A 2,387-nucleotide genomic window follows, 5' to 3' on the forward strand; every position below is an offset into this window, starting at 1 on the left:
CTGCACCAGCGCGTCAACCTTACGGGTGGAGACGCCGTTTATCCACGCTTCCTGGATGACCGCGTTCAGTGCTTTCTCCGACAGCCTGCGGGCCTCAAGGAAGGACGGGAAGTACGAGCCTTCACGCAGCTTCGGTATACGCAGGTCCAGGGTACCGAGGCGGGTGTGGTACTGACGGTCACGGTAGCCGTTACGGTAGGTCTCCCGCTCGTCACTGCGCTCATGAGGCTCTGCGTTGATGCGCTGAGTGACATCGGCCTCCATGATGCGGTTGAGCATAAATTCGGTGAGTTCACGCAGAAAGTCCTCGCCGCCGAGTTGCATCAGGGTGTTGCTGAATGTCATGCTGTTGTCGGCCATCGGTTGACTCCTTCTGAGATAATTGTCTGATTAACCATTACCTTACCGGATAAGCCAATGGCTCTCACCATCCTTCCAAATTTACACCACGTCCTAAGACTCTACCCGATGTGCATGCCAGGACACCGACCGACATCACAACCGAAGCGCTGAGGCGCATCGGGAAACTGTATGCCATCGAGGCGGAGATACGCGGCAGTCCGGCAGACGAGCGGCTGGCGGTACGAAAGAGCAGACCGTTCCGCTGATGCAGTCGCTGCATGACTGGATACAGGGGCAGATGAAGGTACTGTCGCGCCACTCGGATACGGCGAAGGCATTCGCCTATCTGCTGAAGCAGTGGGACGCACTGAACCTGTACTGCAGCAACGGCTGGGCGGAGATAGACAACAACATCGCGGAGAACGCGCTGCGCGGCGTTGCCCTGGGTCGGAAAAACTGGCTGTTCGCCGGTTCAGATACGGGTGGCGAGCGGGCAGCAGTGCTGTACTCGCTGATCGGCACCTGCCGGCTGAATGGTGTGGAGCCGGAGGCGTGGCTGCGTTATATCCTGGGACATATCTAGGACTGGCCGGTAAACCGGCTGCGCGACCTGCTGCCGTGGAAAACCGAACTCACATCTGCATAAGCGTCAATACGGTCTGGATGTGACGCTTACTTATAGATAACATCTTTCTTATTATCAATTTGCATTAGACCGTGAACCCGATCGCATCCCAAGCCTGCTGACGGGTATTCGGCGCGTTGCTTCAAACCTTGGATGAAATGAAAAATGAAATTGCAGCAGCTGCGTTACATCGTTGAAGTGGTGAACCATAATCTCAACGTCTCTTCAACGGCCGAGGGCCTGTATACTTCACAGCCCGGTATCAGTAAGCAGGTGCGCATGCTGGAAGATGAGCTGGGGATCCAGATATTCGCCCGCAGCGGTAAGCACCTGACTCAGGTCACGCCAGCGGGGGAAGAGATTATCCGCATCGCGCGCGAAGTCCTGTCGAAGGTTGATGCAATCAAATCCGTGGCGGGTGAGCATACTTGGCCTGATAAAGGTTCACTGTACGTGGCGACCACGCATACGCAGGCGCGCTATGCACTGCCAAACGTGATTAAAGGCTTTATCGAACGTTATCCGCGTGTCTCGCTACACATGCATCAGGGCTCGCCAACGCAGATTGCTGAGGCCGTGTCGAAGGGAAATGCCGACTTTGCCATTGCCACTGAAGCACTGCATCTTTACGAGGATTTGATCATGCTGCCGTGCTATCACTGGAACCGTGCCATTGTCGTCACGCCGGACCATCCGCTGGCTACGAAGAGCAAAGTGTCGATTGAAGAACTTGCAGAATATCCATTAGTCACCTACACCTTCGGTTTTACGGGGCGTTCAGAACTGGACACTGCGTTTAACCGTGCCGGGCTCACCCCGCGCATTGTCTTTACTGCAACCGATGCTGACGTGATAAAAACCTATGTTCGGCTGGGACTGGGGGTAGGGGTAATTGCCAGTATGGCGGTGGATCCCGTATCCGACCCTGACCTAGTGAGAATCGAAGCGACCGACGTCTTTAGCTACAGCACCACCAAAATTGGCTTCCGTCGCAGCACTTTCCTGCGTAGCTATATGTATGACTTTATCCAGCGCTTTGCGACGCATCTGACGCGTGATGTTGTTGATACTGCAGTAAGGTTACGCTCGAATGAAGATATTGAAGCGATGTTCAAAGACATCAAGCTGCCCGCAAAGGAGACTGTAATTTAAATTGTGTATCTACCTGTTTTTAATATATTCATTCCAACAACGGAGACAGGCAAACTATGGATGAAAAGAAACGCAAAGCGTTGGCGGCTGAACTGGCTAAAGGCTTTAAAACCGAAGCTGATCTTGGCCAGTTTTCTCGCATGCTGATAAAGTTGACCGTCTAAACAGCGTTAAATGCTGGGCTGACTGACCATCTCGGGTATGAGAAAAATGCCCGAGTTATTGTCAAATCTGGTGTATGGAGTCATCAGGCAACGTTCCGGTCTGA

At 53.5% G+C, this 2,387-nt stretch carries 3 protein-coding genes and 1 pseudogene; 3 read left to right on the plus strand and 1 reads right to left on the minus strand.

Translation table 11 applies throughout. The features are described from left to right. A partial coding sequence (locus BBW68_RS09870; RefSeq protein ID WP_186821231.1) for a transposase occupies positions 1–360 on the minus strand: 360 nt, incomplete at its 3' end. A gap of 110 nt (positions 361–470) precedes the next feature. Here BBW68_RS09870 and BBW68_RS20340 point away from each other — a divergent pair. The 3 genes and pseudogenes from BBW68_RS20340 to cysB form a co-directional block, all read left to right on the plus strand. Further along, positions 471–772: pseudogene (locus BBW68_RS20340) on the plus strand (IS66 family transposase); the annotation flags it as partial. A gap of 108 nt (positions 773–880) precedes the next feature. Then, positions 881–925 (plus strand): hypothetical protein, encoded by a 45-nt coding sequence (locus BBW68_RS20345; protein WP_338061300.1) that lies wholly within the window; start codon positions 881–883, stop codon positions 923–925. A gap of 207 nt (positions 926–1,132) precedes the next feature. After that, the gene (gene cysB / locus BBW68_RS09880; RefSeq protein WP_070135230.1) at positions 1,133–2,119 is read left to right on the plus strand and encodes an HTH-type transcriptional regulator CysB; all 987 of its coding nucleotides are present in this window, start codon (positions 1,133–1,135) and stop codon (positions 2,117–2,119) included. The last annotated feature ends 268 nt before the right edge of the window (positions 2,120–2,387 follow it).

The sequence above is a fragment of the Candidatus Erwinia dacicola genome (assembly GCF_001756855.1).
Lineage (GTDB): Bacteria > Pseudomonadota > Gammaproteobacteria > Enterobacterales > Enterobacteriaceae > Erwinia > Erwinia dacicola.

Bases quoted from the DNA above. Each gene is read 5' to 3' on its own strand.
- cysB (WP_070135230.1), top strand. From the start codon at position 1,133: ATGAAATTGCAGCAGCTGCGTTACATCGTTGAAGTGGTGAACCATAAT.